Origin of the sequence: Polaribacter sp. 11A2H, from assembly GCF_011379025.1 — a bacterium.
Taxonomy (GTDB): domain Bacteria; phylum Bacteroidota; class Bacteroidia; order Flavobacteriales; family Flavobacteriaceae; genus Polaribacter.
Window position 1 is genome coordinate 32384 of the sequence record NZ_WTLD01000001.1, and the last position, 17607, is coordinate 49990.

Annotated in this window: 14 protein-coding genes; 9 read left to right on the forward strand and 5 right to left on the reverse strand. The window is 30.5% G+C overall.

Translation table 11 applies throughout. The features are described from left to right. Positions 1-294 precede the first annotated feature (294 nt). Both GQS58_RS00130 and GQS58_RS00135 read left to right on the forward strand, forming a co-directional pair. Positions 295-1998, forward strand: a complete 1704-nt coding sequence (locus GQS58_RS00130; RefSeq protein ID WP_166381676.1) for a sodium:solute symporter — start codon at positions 295-297, stop codon at positions 1996-1998. A gap of 148 nt (positions 1999-2146) precedes the next feature. Beyond that, entirely contained in the window at positions 2147-3118 is a 972-nt protein-coding gene (locus tag GQS58_RS00135) for a Gfo/Idh/MocA family protein (RefSeq protein WP_166381678.1), read from the forward strand. A 109-nt stretch (positions 3119-3227) separates the two neighbouring features. Here the strand turns inward: GQS58_RS00135 and GQS58_RS00140 are convergent, their stop codons facing one another. From GQS58_RS00140 to GQS58_RS00160, 5 genes are all read right to left on the reverse strand, one after another. Continuing rightward, entirely contained in the window at positions 3228-3896 is a 669-nt protein-coding gene (locus GQS58_RS00140; protein WP_166381680.1) for a PolC-type DNA polymerase III, read from the reverse strand. 2 nt (positions 3897-3898) lie between these two features. Further along, a complete protein-coding gene (locus tag GQS58_RS00145) occupies positions 3899-5815 on the reverse strand; it encodes a DUF294 nucleotidyltransferase-like domain-containing protein (protein ID WP_166381682.1) in 1917 nt (638 codons plus the stop codon). A gap of 78 nt (positions 5816-5893) precedes the next feature. Then, positions 5894-6670: a hypothetical protein gene (locus GQS58_RS00150; protein WP_166381684.1), complete on the reverse strand. Its 777-nt coding sequence runs from the start codon at positions 6668-6670 to the stop codon at positions 5894-5896. A gap of 14 nt (positions 6671-6684) precedes the next feature. Further along, entirely contained in the window at positions 6685-7224 is a 540-nt protein-coding gene (locus tag GQS58_RS00155; RefSeq protein WP_166381686.1) for an NUDIX hydrolase, read from the reverse strand. A gap of 228 nt (positions 7225-7452) precedes the next feature. Continuing rightward, positions 7453-8541 carry a M42 family metallopeptidase gene (locus tag GQS58_RS00160; protein ID WP_166381688.1) on the reverse strand — a complete coding sequence of 363 codons (1089 nt, stop codon included), beginning with the start codon at positions 8539-8541 and terminating at the stop codon, positions 7453-7455. Positions 8542-8765: 224 nt separating this feature from the next. On the opposite strand from GQS58_RS00160, the gene GQS58_RS00165 reads away from it, so the two are divergent. The 7 genes from GQS58_RS00165 (at position 8766) to GQS58_RS00195 (ending at position 17603) form a co-directional block, all read left to right on the forward strand. Beyond that, entirely contained in the window at positions 8766-9653 is an 888-nt protein-coding gene (locus GQS58_RS00165; RefSeq protein WP_166381690.1) for an ATP-binding cassette domain-containing protein, read from the forward strand. Between the two features lie 75 nt (positions 9654-9728). Beyond that, positions 9729-13382: an ABC transporter permease/M1 family aminopeptidase gene (locus tag GQS58_RS00170; RefSeq protein WP_166381692.1), complete on the forward strand. Its 3654-nt coding sequence runs from the start codon at positions 9729-9731 to the stop codon at positions 13380-13382. A 4-nt stretch (positions 13383-13386) separates the two neighbouring features. Then, entirely contained in the window at positions 13387-14466 is a 1080-nt protein-coding gene (locus GQS58_RS00175) for an esterase-like activity of phytase family protein (RefSeq protein ID WP_166381694.1), read from the forward strand. A gap of 20 nt (positions 14467-14486) precedes the next feature. Then, a complete protein-coding gene (locus GQS58_RS00180) occupies positions 14487-15008 on the forward strand; it encodes a DUF6913 domain-containing protein (protein ID WP_166381696.1) in 522 nt (173 codons plus the stop codon). A gap of 99 nt (positions 15009-15107) precedes the next feature. Continuing rightward, entirely contained in the window at positions 15108-15986 is an 879-nt protein-coding gene (dapA, locus tag GQS58_RS00185; RefSeq protein WP_166381698.1) for a 4-hydroxy-tetrahydrodipicolinate synthase, read from the forward strand. Between the two features lie 5 nt (positions 15987-15991). Beyond that, the gene (locus GQS58_RS00190) at positions 15992-16504 is read left to right on the forward strand and encodes a ferritin (RefSeq protein WP_166381700.1); all 513 of its coding nucleotides are present in this window, start codon (positions 15992-15994) and stop codon (positions 16502-16504) included. Positions 16505-16742: 238 nt separating this feature from the next. Continuing rightward, positions 16743-17603: an outer membrane protein assembly factor BamD gene (locus GQS58_RS00195; RefSeq protein WP_166381701.1), complete on the forward strand. Its 861-nt coding sequence runs from the start codon at positions 16743-16745 to the stop codon at positions 17601-17603. The last annotated feature ends 4 nt before the right edge of the window (positions 17604-17607 follow it).

Here is a 17607-nt window from a genome sequence, read left to right on the forward strand (position 1 = left end):
TAGGTTGAATTATAAGATGTTCCTAGAGCACAGTTGAGAGGTTTATTTAGTGCGCGATTCTGATAGAACTGACGGTGAGTTGGCAAACAGGTTTAGCCCTGATTGAAACGGCATCCTTTTTTGAGGGACGAAAAAAAGATATAGTGGAAAGCAGGAAATAGCTTCTAATAAAAACAAGATAAAATGAAAGGACAGAAATACATTTGGAAAAAAGAATATTCAATGGTTTTAATTGCCAATGTAATTTACATTATTGCGTTTTATTTTATTTCAAATTATTTTACGGTTTAGTCTATGGAAATTGAAAGTAAATTACATTATATAGATTGGATTATTCTGTCTGTAACGCTTATTTTTATTGTGGCTTATGGTACGTATGTTACGCGTAAAAATGACAATGTAACCGATTATATAAAGGGTGGAAGTGACTCTAAATGGTGGACGATTGGTTTGTCTGTTATGGCAACACAAGCGAGTGCAATTACGTTTTTATCTACACCAGGGCAAGCGTTTCATAGTGGTATGGGGTTTGTACAGTTTTACTTCGGATTGCCCATTGCAATGATTATTATTTGCGTGGTTTTTATACCGATTTATCACAAATTAAAAGTCTATACAGCCTACGAGTTTTTAGAAGGAAGATTCGATTTAAAGACAAGGAGTTTAGCGGCAATTTTGTTTCTAGTTCAGCGTGGATTGGCCGCAGGAATTACCATTTTTGCGCCTGCAATTATTTTAAGTGCTGTACTAGATTGGGATTTGTTAACGCTAAATATTATCATTGGTTTCTTAGTGATTATTTACACGGTTTCTGGAGGAACAAAAGCTGTAAACGTAACGCAAAAACAACAAATGATTATCATTTTTATTGGAATGCTAATTGCGTTTTTTATGATTATGAGTCAGCTTCCGGAGAATATTACGTTTACAAACGCATTAGAAATTGCGGGTGCAAGTAATAAAATGGACGTGTTAGATTTTTCTTTCGATTTAAGTAATAGATACACCGTTTGGACGGGGATTTTAGGAGGTACTTTTTTAATGTTATCCTATTTTGGAACAGACCAAAGTCAGGTGCAGCGTTATTTGTCGGGGAAATCGGTTCGTGAAAGTCAATTAGGTTTAATTTTTAATGGATTGTTAAAGGTACCAATGCAGTTCTTTATCCTGTTAATTGGGGTAATGGTTTTTGTTTTTTATCAATTTAATGCATCGCCTTTAAACTTTAGCCCTACGGCAAATGATGCAGTTCATAACTCTGAATATTTAGCAGAATATCAAGAACTAGAAGCAGAACATACCATTATAGAAAACGATAAAAGACTGTTGTTTTCTGATGGATTTCAGGCTGAAGAAAAAGAACGAATTCAAGAATTAAATGCAAGAGATTTAGAATTAAAAGAATCGGCAAAAGAAATTATTAAAAAAGTTGATGAGAAGTCGATTAAAAAAATAGAATCGAACGACAAAGATTATGTGTTTATTCATTTTATTTTAAACAACTTACCAAGAGGATTAATCGGGTTATTATTAGCTGTAATTTTATCTGCAGCAATGTCTTCTACCGCGTCAGAATTAAACGCGTTGGCAAGCACAACTGCTATAGATTTATACAAACGAAATGTAAGAGAAGACAAAAGTGAAGAGCATTATGTAAAGGCCTCTAAATGGTTTACTTTACTTTGGGGAATTATAGCTATTTCGGTGGCTTGTGTGGCTAATTTATTCGATAATTTAATTCAGCTTGTAAATATTATTGGGTCTATTTTTTACGGAAATGTCTTGGGTATTTTCTTGTTGGCGTTTTTTGTTAAATTTGTTAGAGGAAATGCTGTTTTTGTAGCAGCATTAATTACACAAGCATTAATTATTACTGTATTTTTACTTGATTGGTTGCCGTATTTATGGCTTAACTTATTAGGGTGTGCGTTAGTAATGGGAATTGCAATTATTATTCAAACATTTATTCCTGTGGATAAATCCACAAGCTATTCGTAAATTCACAGGCTATTCACACAGATAAATTAAAGATTATATTCAATAGACATGGGCTTTAGCCTGTGTTAACAAAGAATTACATGATATTGGCTTTAGCCAAATTTAAAAATGTCAAAATTTAAAAATGTCAAAATTTAAAAATGTTAAAATGGAAAAAAAAACGATTAAATGGGGAATTATAGGGTTAGGTAATATTGCTCATAAATTTGCTGAAGATCTAGCAACAGTAGAAAATGCAGAATTAGTTGCTGTGGCGTCTAGAAGTCAAGAAAAAGCAGATAAGTTTGCACTAAAATACAACTCAAAAAAAGCCTATGCTTCTTATTCAGATTTAGCGAATGATGCTGAGGTAGATGCGGTTTATATTGCAACTCCACACAGTTTTCATAAGGAGAACGCGATACTTTGTTTACAAAACAAAAAAGCGGTTTTATGCGAGAAACCTTTTGCAATGAATTTACAAGAGGTAGAAGAAATGATTGCGGTTGCCAGAGAGAATAACGTTTTGCTAATGGAAGCATTGTGGACTTATTTTTTACCACATTATACTTATGTTTTAGAAAGTCTTAAAAATGAGAAATTTGGAAAGGTATTAAAACTAGAAGCAGATTTTGGTTTTTCTAGCACATTTGATAATGAGAGTAGATTATTTAAAAAAGAAGTGGGTGGAGGTAGTTTGTTAGATATTGGTGTTTATACAATTTTTGCAGCATTATCTACTTTAGGAGTTCCTAATTCTATAGAAGCAGATGCTACTTTTTTTGATAACGGAGCAGACTCTGCGTGTAATATGTTGTTTACTTATAATAACCAAAAAGCAATTTTAAAAACTACATTGATAGAAGATGCTGCTACAGAAGCAATTTTTACTTGCGAAAGAGGTATTATAAAAATAAACACGATGTTTCATATGCCTACAACTGTAACTATTACAGAAAATGGTAAAGAGGAAACCATCGATTTTAATTACAAAACGATTGGTTATAATTTTGAAACGGAACACTTTAATAACCTTTTAAGAGCAGGTAAAAAAGAAAGTGATATAATGACGTTTGATTTCTCTAAAAACTTGATTAAAACCTTAGATGAGGTAAGAGATCTTATTGGATTAGAATATTAGTATTTTTTTAATATGTATTTTCAATTAGAAGAGCTATAAAAATCAAAAATATACATAATATAATTTTGATTTTTATAGCTCTTTTTAATGTTTTAAAAGGTGTTTTTACCTAAGAAAGTAGTTCTCTAAATTTTAGGTTGCCTTTTTTATCTAAACGAGACATTATTTTTAAAAAGATAATTGCTGTAATAAAAGCATCTCCACTTGCGGTGTGTCTATCGCTTTTAGAAACATTTAATTCATCGCACAATTTATCTAAAGTATAACGCTCTTCTGGCAATGTGTTTTTATAAATAGTATGTTTAGATTTTCTATACAAATACTCTGTGTCTAGCGTTTTGTTTTTAAGACCTGGTAAGTTATTTCTTAACAATATTTGGTTAATCATAGCAACATCAAAACCAACATGATGACCTACCAATACCGAGTTGCCAATATATTTTAAAAACTGTTTTAAAGCTTCTAATTCTGTAATTTTTGTAGTGTTACCTTCCTTTAAAATTCCATGAATGTGTACCGTTTCTGGATTAAATATTTCTTGTTTTAAATACACTTCAAAGCTATCATTTACATTTAAAGTATTATTAATTAAAGCTACGGCACCAATAGATAGAACTCTGTCTTTTTTCTTGTCTAGGCCAGTTGTTTCTGTATCAAAAACTACAAACCGAGTTTCATTAATTGGCAGTTTTTCTGTGTTTAAAATACATTTTTCATATTCTAAAAAGAAGGCAGGTGGCACTTTTTTGTTTTTTTTACGAAACCAATTAAAATTCATAATTATATGATATTGGATAAGTTAAATTTAACGCTAAGTACTTCTTGAATCTCTCTAATTGGTTTAAAGCATCCTTTTAGTTGTAACTTTTCTTCTTTTGTTAAAGATTCTAATTGAATAAATTTACCAGAATCGTTGTGTAATATTCCTTGTTTTGTTTTAAATTTTAGCAAAGCTTTAAAAGCATAAGAGCAAGATTGATACAACTCTTTATTTTGAGGTTCTATTTCTGCTAATCTTTCAAAACGGAGAGCAGTATTGTTAATCTCGAAAATATTATTGGAGAGTGTTAAAAGTCTTGCGGCATTAATTAACGGCATTAAGGCTCTTTGTTTTATATTAAAAGAATCTTTGTGGTCTCCATTATTTTCTAATAAAAATTGTTTAAAAAAGCCTAAAGGCGATGGACTTGCAACGGCTTCTTTTGCTAAAAAAACAAATAAAAGACTCCTTTCATTTAGTGTTTTAAAAATGCTTTTGGTTAGCGCTCTTGCCATTGAGAAGTCGCCATAAATAGCATTAAAATCAAAGAAAATAGACGATAATAAAATGGCTTCTCCATCAATATTTAAAATCCATTCGTTAAATTGATCTTTCCATTCAGACAATGATAAACACCATTTAGGGTTGCTTGCCATCATTTCTGCAGGACAATATTCATAGCCAATCTTATGCAATGATTTAGTGATATGACCTGCTAGTTTTAAAAAATATTCTTTTGTTTCTGCGTACTGTTCTTTGCTAACATCTTCAAAAATAAGAGCGTTGTCTTGGTCTGTATATAAAAGCTGTTCTTTTCTACCCTGACTACCTAATGTTAACCAAGTAAATTTAGCCGGTGCAGGCGTTTCCATCTTTTCTAAAGAAAGCTCAATAACTCTCATGGCAACTCCATCATTTATTTCTGATATTATCTTAGAAATATGCGATAACGGAATATTTAGCTCTAAATAAGATTTTAAAAGTAGGTTTGCTTTGTTTCTAATTTCACGAATTTCTTTCGTTTTTTTAGCACGTTTAATTTCCTTTAAAATAATGATAGGGTTATTCCCTAGTGAAGTTAAAACATCATGGTTCGTTAAAATTCCTAGCAGTTTAGAATTACTAGTTCCATCTGCGGTAATACATAAATGGCCTACCTTGTGTTTTATCATTTGTAACTGAGCATCTAAAACAGTAAGATTTTTAGATTGTGTAATTACTGGAGATGACATAATTTCTTTTACAGAGGTATCTATAGAAAAAAGGCCTGTTGCTATTTTGCTTTTAAGATCTCCATTTGTAATAATCCCTAAAGGAACGCAAGCCTCATCAACCACAATAATATAGCCAATTTTTTGATTGCTCATTTTTATTGCCGCTTCTTTAACTGTAGATTTAATGGTACAGTTTAAAGGTTTTTTGGTGTAATTTACAGAATGTAAATTAGAATAAGCCAAATTATCATTCTCTATATAATCTGTAAAAACATTGTTATTTTGTTCATTTGTATAGGGATCAAAAGAATTAGAAGCAAAAGAAGTTAATAGGTATTTATTAATCTTTAAACTTTTTTCTGAGACAGCTTCAAAAATTTCAATAGGAATAGCATAAACAATAGATTCTTCATTGGCAATTGCGTCTAGTAAATAGTTTTCTTTACTAATTAAGGGTCTTAAGCCAAAAATGTCTCCACTATCACAAATATCTACCAGTACTTTTTTGTCATTAGAATTTTTATACAAGCTAATTCCGCCATTTCTTACAATGTAAAAATGTTTGTGAATTTTATCATTTTCGTTTAAAATAACTTTTCCTTTTTCTAAATAGATGATGGAAACTTCAGTAGCAATTTCAAGTATTTTTTTAGGAGCTAATAAGTTAAAAGGAGGGTAGTTTTTTAAAAAATCATACACACGTTCTGCAATTGAATTTTTCATCTTTTTTTTAGTTTTTGATGCGCTTTTTATACTACAAACAACAATACGTATGAAATCTAGAAGGTTAAATACTTTTGTTTAGAATTCGCTTTTGCTAACGGGTGATTTTTCTAAATCAAAAACAGCTGTAGAAATAGTCACTTCAAACCATTTTTTAAACATTTTGTAATTACGTCTTTGAGGCCATTCTGTTTTGTTTGTATGCCAACCCTCTAATTCGAGCATAAAATATTTATCAAATTTCTTTTTTAGATGTGCCTCAATATCTGCATAACTAGTGCTGTTAATTAAATAGATATTTATATCATTTAAGTCTGTTGTATCAATGGTAGCGTCTGTATAAATAGCATTGTGCCAATCTATAAAAGGTTGCAAGGGTTTAATAGAAATTGCAGATCTATTGATGTAGTTTTCATCAAACTCGTCTTCCGTGAGTTCTGTTTCTGAAGATTGAAGTAACACATTAGTCATGTATGTCTCTTCATTTTCTGTAACTACGGTTATAGAGAGTTTTTTATTTGTTGTTTTTATATCAAAGTCAATTATAAAATTAGAAAACTCTTCAAAATTTAGACTTTTATATGCAATCATCTTTCGCAATAAATCATAATTAATAGCATCATCTTTTGCATTAGATATTATTTCCTCGAACTCATCATTATCAAGAATAGAACTCATATTCCCAAAATTCCAAGCATTAATGGCAAACTCAAAAATATCTTCTTGATATTCAAAATTCACAAACTCTTTTGCAAATGGCGACATAAATTTTTCAAGTAATGCAGAATATTTTACTGCTGCATTTTTAATGTCTTTGTTGTTTCCAAATAAATTGATAACCTTATTTTTTTTCATTTTGATATACCTTTTTAAATGTAATTTATAATTTTATCATAAACCGAACAATAATACGCATGAAATCTAGGGAGTAAAACATTTTCTAGATTTTCGGTATTCTTTAAAGTTGATAAATCATCTAATTTGATAGCATCAACTTCTTCTTCTTGAATAGTTAATGTTGATAAAGGAACTTTTAATTCTGCGATAAAAACATGATGATGCTCGTTATCTTGAATTCCGTTTGCATGAGAAACTTGATGAATTCTTGTGCCAATTTTAATAAGGTCTTTAGTCTCTAATTGTAACCCGATTTCTTCAAAAACTTCTCTTTTTGCCGAGGTTAAAATATCTTCACCAGCAGCAACATGTCCTGCAACAGAAATATCCCACAGACCAGGAAATACTTTTTTTGTCGACGCTCTTTTTTGAAGCAATATTTTTTCATCCGAAGTAAATAACCAAATATGAACCGTGGCATGAAACCAACCGTTTTTATGTGCTTCAGATTTTAAAGCAGTTTTTCCTGTAGGTTGTCCTTCGGGAGTTAATATGTCTAAGAGTTCGTCCATAATTATAAGACACGAATTTCACTAATTATCACTAAATAGAGCTTTATAAGAACCCGTTTGTCATTTCTAAATGAGCTTTTTTAAGCCTTTCTACTTTGCTAAAGATAAACTAATGAGAAATCTCATAACCATTCTATGTAATTATAAGATTCCTCCTCATTCTTCGTTCGGAATGATAAAACGGAATTTTATCAGTGTGAATCCGTGAAATTCGTGTCAGTATTTTATTTATTCAAAATAAGAAAAAGTTTCTCCTCCTTTAATGTTCAATAATGTTTCATAAATCATTTTAATCACATTTTCTACATCATCTCTGTGTACCATTTCTACAGTGGTGTGCATGTATCTTAACGGTAAAGAAATTAAAGCAGAAGCAACCCCACCATTGCTATAAGCAAAAGCATCTGTATCTGTACCAGTTGCTCTAGAAAGTGCAGAACGTTGAAAAGGAATATTTTCTTTTTCGGCAGTTTCTGTAATTAAATCACGTAATTTTTGTTGTACAGCTGGTGCGTAAGCAATAACCGGACCTTTACCTAATTCTAAAAGACCAGCAGATTTTTTCTCAATCATTGGAGTTGTAGTATCATGTGTTACGTCGGTAACAATAGCAACATTTGGTTTTATGGTTTGTGTAATCATTTCTGCACCACGTAACCCAATTTCTTCTTGTACAGAGTTTGTTATGTACAATCCAAAAGGTAATTCTTTATTATTTTCTTTTAATAAACGAGCAACTTCGGCAATCATAAAACCACCCATTCTGTTGTCTAAAGCTCTACAAACAAATTTATCTCCGTTTAAGATGTGAAATTCATCTGGATAGGTAATTACACAACCAACATGAACGCCTAAAGCTTCTACTTCTGCTTTGGTAGCACAACCTGTATCAATAAAAATATTGTCTGGTTTTGGTGCTTGTTCATTTGCTTTGTCTCTTGTATGAATTGCTGGCCATCCAAAAACACCTTTTACAATGCCGTTTTTTGTATGAATGTTTACAATTTTACTAGGTGCAATTTGATGATCAGAACCTCCGTTTCTAATCACGTAAATCAATCCATTATCAGAAATATAATTTACATACCAAGAAATTTCATCTGCATGCCCTTCTATAACTACCTTGTATTTTGCGTCTGGGTTTATAACCCCAACAGCAGTTCCGTAAGTGTCTGTAATAAAAGTGTCTACATAGGGTTTTAGATAGTCCATCCAAATTTTCTGACCTTCCCATTCGTAACCAGTTGGAGCCGCATTATTTAGATATTTTTCTAAAAATGTAAGTGACTCTTTATTTAATATTGATTTTTTTGCCATTATATATGTTTATAAGTGTGAAAAGTATTTAAAAATTAAAATGTCTGTTTGTAGGTTTTCTTTTTATGGATTTGAAAAAGAAAAAGTATGGAGAGCATTTTGTATTTCCAATTGTAAAAATAATACGATTTTTTAGGAATTCCATTAAAATAATCACAAAAAAGTGTAACAAAAGTGCTTACTTTTACACTAATCACCAAACGAATATCACTAAAAGCAACAATATGAAGTTAGTAATTGAAAATTTAACCAAGACTTATAAAAACGGCGTAAAAGCAATCGATAATCTAAGTATCGAAATTGGTACAGGAATGTTTGGTTTGTTAGGCCCAAATGGAGCAGGTAAATCATCTTTAATGAGAACCATAGCAACGTTACAAAGTCCAGATTCTGGTTCAATTACTTTTGGTGATATTAATGTTTTAGAAGACAATATGTCTTTACGTAAAGTGCTAGGGTATTTACCGCAATCTTTTGGAGTGTATCCAAAAATGTCTGCAGAAGAATTATTAGATTATTTTGCTACTTTAAAAGGAATTTCAAAAAAAGACGAGAGAAAAGCGATTGTAAAAGAGGTGTTAGAAATTACCAATTTATATGATGTAAGACATAAACATGTTGCAGGATATTCTGGCGGAATGAAACAACGTTTTGGTATTGCACAATTACTTTTAAACAACCCAAAATTAATTATTGTTGATGAACCAACAGCCGGATTAGATCCTGCAGAAAGACATCGTTTTTTAAATGTTTTACGAGAAGTTGGTAGTAATTGTACGGTTATTTTTTCTACACATATTGTAGAAGATGTAAAAGAGCTGTGTAATGAAATGGCAATTTTAAACGGAGGTAAAATATTAAAACATTCTACACCACAGAAAGCAACAGAAGAATTAGAAAATACTATTTGGACAAAAATTATAGAGAGAGACGCATTGGAAGAAAATGAGAAAAACTACAATATTTTATCTTCTAATTACAATCAAGATAATACGTTAAATATTAGAGTACATGCTGCCGAAAAACCTTCGGATGATTTTATTGCTGCAACTCCACAATTAGATGATGTGTATTTTATCGCTTTAAAACAAGATGAACCCGTAATTGCATAATTAGAATGTCCGTTCGAGCGCAGTCGAGAACTAAAACTAAACAATTTAACAGTTCAACTTTTACATATCAAAATTATGTTTTCAACTATTTTTAAACAAGAATTAAAATACTGGTTTAACAAGCCTGTCTTTTATATTTACATAGCAATATTTTTACTAATTTCTTTCTTTTTATCCGCAACATCTGCAGGTATTTGGGATGGAGTTACAGGAACTACAGGTTCTTCTAGAATTGTAAATTCGCCAATTGGTGTTACAGGAATTATTAATGCATTTACGGTTTTAATATTCTTTTTATTTCCATCAATAATCGGAGTTTCTATTTATAGAGATTTTAAGAGTGAAATGCATACCATTTTGTATTCGTATCCGTTTACAAAAGCCAATTATTTATTCGCGAAATTTTTTAGCGGTATTGTAGTGGTTTCTGCTATTGTTTTGGTGGTTGCCTTTGGGATGATTATTGGTTTTAGATTTCCAGGAACCAACTCAGACATTGTGGGCGATTTTAATATAATGACGTATTTAACAACTTACTTGGTGTACATTTTACCCAATATATTGTTTTTTGGAGCAGTTGTTTTTGCGGTTGTTACTTTTTCTAGAAATGTAGCTGCTGGTTTTATTACCGTAATTATTTTAATGTTTGTACAAGGTGCAATTTCTAGTATTTTATCTGAACCAGAACACGCAACTTTGTTGGCAATTTTAGATCCTTTTGGGGCTTCGGCATCTTCTTATTATACTAAATACTGGACCGTTTCTGAACAAAATGAATTGCAAATTCCTATTAAAGAATTCGTTGTTTATAACCGTTTGCTTTGGTTGGTAATTTCTTCTTTAGTTTTTGGCTTGGTGTTTAAGTACTTTAAATTCAGTCAGAATGCAATTACAATTTCTTTTAGAAAAGCAAAATCAGAAAGAGTTATAAAATCTAACTTTAGGGGAATTACTAGAATTAGTTTACCAAAAGTAACACACGATTATTCTTTTATTCAGAATTTAAAAGTGATGTGGAGGTTGTCTAACATCGACTTTAAATACATCTTTAAAAGTTTACCATTTATTTGTATTCTTATTGTAGGACTATTAATGTTATTTGGAACCTTATTTGTTTCTAGTGAAATTTTTGGAACAGATACACTGCCCGTAACTTGGCAAATGTTAGGCGGAGGTAGTATTTTTAGCTTATTTGTTATAAATGTTTGTACTTTTTTATATGCAGGTATGTTGGTACAAAGAGCTAGAACAGCAAAAATAAACCACTTGGTAGATAGTACTCCAATACCAAATTGGACGTTATTATTCTCTAAATTAATTGCTATTTTAAAAATGCAATTGGTTTTATTGGCAGTCATTATGGTTTCTGGTATGTTGTTTCAGGCGTATCAAGGATATTATAATTTTGAGATTGGTCATTACATAAAAGAGTTATTTGGGTTAAAATTTTTAAACTATGTAATTTGGGCTTTCTTGGCAATATTTGTACAAACCTTATTTAAAAATCAATATTTAGGTTTACTAGTTTTATTGATTGTTGCAATCGGAATTCCGTTTTTAGATTTAATAGGAATTGAGTTAGCTATCTTTAAATATAATGAAGGACCAGGTTTTAGTTATTCGGATATGAATGGTTACGGTTCTGCATTGTCTAGATATTTATGGTACAAATTATACTGGATTTTAGGTGGGTCATTATTACTGATAGCAAGTGTTTTATTTTGGGTTAGAGGTTTACCAAGTTCTTTTAAAGAAAGAATAGAAATAGCCGAAGCAAGATTTAAAACACCTCAAAAAATTAGTTTAGCAGTTATTTTAGTGGCTTTTTTAACTTTAGGAGTTACTATTTATCAAGCAACAAAATCTGATGAAGAAAATACAGCATCTAAACAAGCCGAATTGAATGCGGTAGAATGGGAGAAAAAATATAAAAAATACGAAGATTATAAACAACCAAGAATTGTAGCAGTAAATGCCGATGTTGCTATTTATCCGAAGAAAAGAATGTACAAAGCCAGTGCTGTTTTTACAATGATAAATAAAACGGATAAAGCAATTGATAGTATTTTCTTAAATCATAATTCATTAGAAAGTACGTTTGAGTTTAATAAACCAAACAATTTGGTTTTAGAAGACACTATTTTCAATTTTGATATTTACAAATTTGATAATAGAATACAACCAGGAGATTCTTTGCAATTAACAGTGCATTTAAAAAGTGATAAAAATACCATGTTTCAGCAAAAATCTCCAATAAGAGAAAACGGAACATTTATAAACAGTAGTATGTTTCCTTCTTTAGGATATTCTGCAGGAGGAGAACTTACAGATAATAAAACACGTGAAAAATACGATTTACCACCAAATAATTTACAAGCACAACCAACCGATTCTTCAGCTTTAGGAAATACGTATATTTCTAAAGATTCTGATTGGATAGATTTTGAAGCAACCGTTTCTACATCCGAAGACCAGATTGCAATTGCACCTGGTTATTTGCAAAAAGAATGGACAGCAGAAGGGCGTAAATATTTCCATTATAAAATGGATAGTAAAATGTTGAATTTCTATGCATTTAATTCGGCAAGATATCAGGTTAAAAAAGAAATGTGGAATGGCATTAGTTTAGAAATTTACTATCACAAACCGCATGATTATAATTTAGATAGAATGATGAAAGGGATGAAAGCTTCGGTTACTTATAACGAGAAAAATTTTAGTCCTTATCAGCATAAACAATTAAGAATTATAGAGTTTCCAAGAACTCAAGGTACTTTTGCGCAGTCATTTGCAAATACAATTCCGTTTTCTGAAGGTTTTGGGTTTATTGCTGCTGTAGATGATACAAATGATGATGGCGTAGATTATCCTTTTGCAGTTACTGTTCACGAAGTTGCGCATCAATGGTGGGCGCATCAAGTAATAGGAGCAGACGTTTTGGGAGCAACAATGTTATCGGAAAGTTTGTCGGAATATGTTTCTTTAAAAGTGTTAGAACATCAAAATGGAAAACCTAAAATGCGTACATTTTTAAAAGAAGCTTTAGATGGTTATTTAATGCAAAGAACCATGGAGAGAAAACGTGAAAAAGCGTTAATGTATAATGACGGACAAGGGTATATCCGTTATCAAAAAGGTTCTTTGGTTTTTTATGCTTTGAGTGATTATATAGGTGAAGAAAACTTAAATGGCGCTTTAAAAAAGTATGTAGAAAAAGTAAAGTTTCAAGAAGCACCTTACACAACTTCTGTAGAAATGGTAAATTATATAAGAAAGGTAACTCCAGATTCGTTACAATATATAATTAAAGATATGTTTGAAACAATTACGCTTTATAAAAATAGAATTGTAGACGTAAAATCTACCCAATTAGCAAATGGAAAATATCAAGTAGACATAGAATTTGAAGTTTCTAAATATAGAAATGATGAAAAAGGAAAGAAGTTTTACGGAGAAAAAGTAGGAGATACTTTACGTTATCAAACCGAAAAAATGAGCAAACCAATTTTATCTCTTCCTTTGCAAGATTATATAGATATTGGTGTTTTTGCTAAAGAAGAAGTAGATGGAAAAACGAAGGAAAAAGAACTGTATTTAAAGAAACATAAGATTACACAAATTAATAATAAGATTACAATTATTGTTAATGAAAAACCGGTTGAAGTAGGCGTGGACCCTTATAATAAATTAATAGATACGCAGTCTGACGACAACAGAAGAAAATTATAATAAAATGAAAAAAGTAATATTTGGTGTGCTACTTACAAGTCTTTTTTTCTCTTGTAAAAATACGAAGCAGACGCAGTTAAATTTTTTAGATGAATTTGTTTTAGCAGATTCAATTTCGTTTCAAAATTCAATTATTGGTGGTTTATCGGGTGTAGATTATGCAAACGACGCCTATTATTTTGTGGTAGATGATGCTAGAAATCCGCGTTTTTTGAAAGCTAAAATTAGCATCAAACAAAATAAAATTGAGACAGTAGATTTTGAAAATGTTGTTTTTCTAAACGATACCACTACCTCTTATTATAAAGAAAATGTCTTAGATTTAGAATCTATTTTTGTAAATTCAGAAACCGAAGAGGTTTATTTTGTTGGGGAAGGATCTATTAATACTGATAAAAGTCCGACTATCTTTAAGACAGATCTAAACGGAAACTTTATAGACGCTTACGAACTTCCTAAAAGTTTAAATGATAATAAAAAGATAAAGCACAATGCTGTTTTTGAAGGTTCGTCTAAAAGTTTGGATGGAAAAGGATTTTGGGTGGCAATGGAAGGTCCTTTAACAACAGACGGAGAGGATCCTACTTTTACAAAAGCATCATCTCCGGTTAGAATTACATATTTTGATAAAACATCAAAAAAAGCCACAAAGCAATTTGCGTATCAACTAGAACATATTACAAAACCATCTAAAGGGAACATCAATTTAAATGGCGTTACTTCAATTTTAGAATACAAAGAAAATCACTTTTTTATTATAGAAAGAACGTATCAAAGTGGCTATGGCTCGCATGGTAATATTGTAAGAATATTTGAGGCTGTGATTGATAAGGAAACAACGAATATTTTAAATATGGACTCTTTAAAAGTATCAGCATTTATTCCGCTTAAAAAGCGCTTACTATTAAATTTTGAAGAACTTAATAATCAGTTAACAGAAGGGATTATAGATAACATAGAGGGGCTTACATTTGGACCTAAATTGGCCAACGGAAATCAATCTTTACTTTTAATTGCTGATGATAACTTTCAGGTATATGGTAAGCAGTTAAATCAATTTATTTTATTAGAAATTGTACATTAATAATTAACGTATTTTAAGCAATGAATTTTTTGAAGTTAAAAGAAGCTAGAATCAAAAAAAAGTTTGATAAAAACCTCAAACAAATATCTGAACACAGAATTGTTTCTCAAAAGGAAATTAAATCTGTAGGTGTTTTAACAACTGCAAGTATTTCTTTAAGTGTAGATTTACAAGGAAAAATAGAAGCGACTCTTGGCGTTAAAAATGTTAAAATATATAGTTTTAAAAAGTATTCTAAATTAGATGATGTCTCATTTAAATATTTTTCAGAAAAAGATATTAATTGGAAAGGAGTGTATGTTCAACCTAGTTTTAAAGGTTTTTTAGAAGAACCATTCGATTTATTAATAGGTTATTTTAATGAAGCAAATTTGTATTTAGAAACTGCTATTTTACAATCTAATGCTACTTTTAAGGCAGGTTTTTCTGGTGTGAACCCTAAGTTGTACGAGTTAGATATTTCTGAAAAAACAACACACGTAGATGCTTTTTTATCAGAACTAAAAAAATACCTTCAAATTCTTAAAAAACTAAAAAATTAAACTTTAATAATAAAGTTGTTTATTCTTGGTAAGAATTGTTTTTTTAATGATGAGATTCAGCATTAAATTGTAATTTTACGCCTTATAAAATACATAATAATGCAAAAATTTATTGGAACTGGAGTTGCGTTGATAACACCTTTTAAAGAAGATTTAAGTGTAGATTTTGATGCGCTTATAAAATTGGTGAACTTTAACATCGAAAACGGAACAGATTATTTGGTTATCAATGGTACAACTGGAGAAAGCGGAACAATTACCAAAGAAGAAAAACAAGAGATAATAAATGTTATTATTAAAACAAATAATAAACGTTTGCCTTTAGTTTTAGGTGTTGGAAGTAACAACACTGGTTTGGTTATAGAAGAACTACAAACAAGAGATTTTACAGGTTTAGACGGTATTCTATCTGTAGCACCTTATTATAGCAAGCCTACTCAAGAAGGCTTTTATCAGCATTTTAAAGCGATTGCACAAGCTACAGATTTACCTATTATTTTGTATAATGTACCTGGTAGAACTGCAAAAAACATGGAGCCTGCAACCACAATACGTTTGGCTAATGAATTTAGCAATATAGTAGCTATTAAAGAAGCAGGTAATAACCAACAACAGTATTATACGCTGTTAAAAGATAAACCAGCAGATTTTTTAATTATTTCTGGAGATGATGATATGGCTTTAGGAGTTGCATTAGCAGGTGGTTCTGGAGTGATTTCTGTTATAGGACAGGCTTTTCCGAAGCAGTTTTCTACGATGATAAATCATGGCTTACAAGGCAATAACAAAGAAGGATATGACATTCATTATAAAATGATGGACATTGTAGGTTTTATTTTCGAAGAGAATAACCCTGCAGGGATAAAAACAGTTTTACAAGAATTAGGTATTTGTAGAAATGAAGTTCGTTTACCTTTAGTAAAAGCAAGTGCAGAACTTCAATCTAAAATTGCTAAATTTGTAACGAACTTTAAATAGAAATTATGTTATCACCAATTATTGAAAAAGCATTAAACGAACAGATAAAAGTAGAAGCACAATCTTCTCAAATATATTTGGCAATGGCTTCTTGGGCAGAAGTTTTAGGTTTTGAAGGAGTTGCACAATTTATGTATGCACATTCAGACGAAGAAAGAATGCACATGTTAAAGTTGGTGAAATTTGTAAATGAACGTGGCGGACATGCAAAAGTATCTGCATTAGATGCACCTCCGGTAGAATTTGGAGCTTTTAAAGAAATGTTTCAAGAATTATTTAATCATGAAGTGTATGTATCTGATTGTATTAATGATTTAATTGATATTTGTTTACAAGAAAAAGATTACGCAACACATAACTTTTTACAATGGTACGTTTCTGAGCAAATTGAAGAAGAAGCGTTGGCAAGAAATATCTTAGATAAAATAAAGTTAATTGGTGATGATAAAGGTGGTTTTTACCTGTTTGATAATGATATTAAACAATTAATTACTACAGTACCACCTGTGCAACCATAATATTAACAAACTTTTAGTAACAACTAATCGCTTTTTTTGCGTCTTTTGTGTCATTATTATATGACATAATTTATTGTCAAAAAAAGCGTTTTAGTTTCAGATGTTGTTCTTAATACAGAGTATTTAGAACTTTCATTGAAACAGTTATCTTAAATTTAATTTAAGAGCTAAAAGGAAAGAATTATTTGAGTAAAAATAAATTCTTTTATTATCCATATTTAATCACTAATTTTGCACGATGCAAAAAATTAAAAATTTAGCGTGTTTATTGATGTTCTCACTTGTATTATTTTCATGTGGTGAATATCAAAAAGTATTAAACAAAGGTACTGCTGAAGAGCAGTATAAAATGGCTGTGAAACTTTACGAAAGTAACAAGTTTGGTAAAGCTTTGCGTTTGTTTGATAAAATAACACCAACTTACAGAGGGAAACCACAAATGGAACGTATCCAGTTTATGGTAGCGCAGTCTAATTTTAATGAGAAAAACTATACCCAATCTGGTTATTATTTTGATCGTTTTGCAAAGAATTATCCTAAAAGTTCAAAGCTAGAAGATGCTGCTTTTTTATCAGCGTATAGCTATAAATTGGCTTCTCCACGTTTTAGTTTAGACCCAACAGATACAAATAAAGCATTAGAGGCTTTTCAAAGTTTTATAAATACGTTTCCAGATTCAGATAAAATAGAAGAAGCAAATCAGCATTATAAAGAATTAAGGTATAAGCTTCAGAAAAAATATTTTGAAATTGCGATGACCTACTATAATACAGCAGGGTATGATTCTAGAAATTATAAAGCGGCTATACAAGCTTTTGATAATTTGCTTTCCGACTATTTAGGTTCTGAATTTAAAGAAGAAGCGTTGTATTACAGATTAAAAGCGGCACATGATTTTGTTTTAAAAAGTTATGATAGAAGAAAATCTGAACGTATAAAAGATGCTATAGACGCATATGATAAGTTAAAAAGAAATTACCCAGAATCTCAATTTATGGAAGATTCAAATATAATGTTAGCTACCCTGCAAGAAGAACAGGTAAGAATTGAAGCATTGATTGCAAAACAAGTTGAAGTTCAAAATTCAAAAAAGAAATAATAAT